Source organism: Streptomyces sp. WAC05292 (genome assembly GCF_003949955.1).
GTDB classification, from domain to species: Bacteria; Actinomycetota; Actinomycetes; order Streptomycetales; family Streptomycetaceae; genus Streptomyces; species Streptomyces globosus.
This window is the reverse complement of the sequence record NZ_RPSE01000686.1, coordinates 1-1,666: the sequence shown is the minus strand read 5'-3', so window position 1 is coordinate 1,666 and position 1,666 is coordinate 1. Positions and strand designations below refer to the sequence as shown.

General features: G+C 75.6%; 1 protein-coding gene. It reads right to left on the bottom strand.

The window, feature by feature from the left end; all coding sequences use genetic code 11:
- Positions 1–328: 328 nt before the first annotated feature.
- Positions 329–1,666: lipase family protein (locus tag EF903_RS32365; protein WP_221888808.1), on the bottom strand; the 1,338-nt coding region annotated here is incomplete at its 5' end.

The following is a 1,666-nucleotide window of genomic DNA, read 5'->3' as shown; positions in this document are numbered from 1 at the left end:
GCGCGGGCACGAAACCCGGCGCGGGCGCCCGGCGCAGGCGCGGAGCCCGGCGCGGGCGCGGAACCCGGCGCGGGCACGGAGCCCGGCACGGGCGCTCGGCGCAGGCACGGAACCCGGCGCGGGCACGGAACCCGGCGCGGGCACGAGCTCGGCGCGGGCACGAAACCCGGCGCGGGCGCCCGGCGCAGGCGCGGAGCCCGGCGCAGGCGCGGAACCCGGCGCGGGCGCGGAACGCGACGCGGGCGCTCGGCGCAGGCACGGAACCCGGCGCGGGCACGAAATCCGGCGCGGGCACGGAGCCCGGCGCGGGCGGCCGGCGCGGGGCCGGTCACCTGTCGCGCAGCATGTACGGCTGGTTGCCGATGATCTCGCCGTCGTAGCTGCCGATCAGTGCGTTCACCCGGTCCCGGTGGTGGGCCAGTTCGCCGCGCAGGCTGTCCGAGTACGCCTGCGGGGCGTGGGAGAGCGGGTAGTCGTAGGACTCGTCGAGCCAGGAGAGCTCCACCCAGCTGTCGGGGACGTCGTGGGGCGAGGCGGGTCCGCGGCCGTCCAGCGTGGGGATGACGTCGTGCTTGTTGACCAGGCTGACGACGCGGGTGGTGTGGTCGGCGGGCCGCTTGTTGTCGATCGGCGAGCCGAGGGTGACGACGTGGGTGATCCGGTACTCGGAGGCGACGTCGAGGTCGGCGGCGAGGTTCATCGCGGTCAGGCCGCCGAGGCTGTGGCCGACCATCATCAGCTCCGACCCGGCGGGCACCCCGGCCCGCTTCAGGAGCTTCTTCGCCGCCCGCGTGTAGGTGGTGTCGGTGCGCAGGCAGCCGTCGAAGGCGCCGACCAGGTCCTGCGGGGTGCTGTTGCTGACCAGTCCGAAGCTGGTGCCGGGGAGCAGCAGGACGTGGCGTACGGCTCCGTCGGTGCAGGCGATGCGGCGAAGGAGGACCAGGCCGTGGTTGCCGAGGGCGCCGATGTCGTTGATGTAGCTGACGATGTCGTTGCGGGAGGTCCCGAGGACCTTGGCGAGGATCGGGTCGGGTTCGGCGCGCTCGGCGCGGCCCGGGCCGGGGTTGAGGTGCTTGATCAGGGAGCAGGGCAGGCCGAAGAGGGGGTCGGTGGTGGGGACGCCGCCCGCGAGGGTCACCCAGGAGAAGCTGTCGTTGACGGGGTTCTCGTCCAGCAGGCCGAGCAGGGCCAGCAACTCCATGATCACGGGGCTGACGGTGGTCAGGGCGCGGGTGACGCCGAGCCTCTCGACGAGGGCGTGGAGGGCGCGTGCGGCCTCCAGCCGGTCTCCCGCGACGAGCGCGTCGGTGAGGCGCCGGGCGTGGGGGGAGTCGAGGTTGGGGTGGGCGGCGGTGGCGGCCTCGATGCGCAGGGCGAAGGCGTCGACGGCCATGGCGACGGAGGCGGGCCGGCGGCGGGTCAGGTTGCCCGCGATGCGCGCGAGTTCGCCGACGGTGCCGCCGTTGGCGGCGAAGCCGAGTCCGGCCCGGCTGGTCAGGGCGCGGAGGCAGGACAGGGTCGCGCCGGCGGCCCAGGCGGGGCGGCGCAGGGCCTGGAGGGCGAAGCCGCCGCCGGTCAGGGCTCCGGTGAGGTGGGCGCCGGCCTGGCGGGCGGCGAGGGCGGCGTCGGCGAGCAGGACGGAGGCGGCGATGAGGAGGTCTCCGTC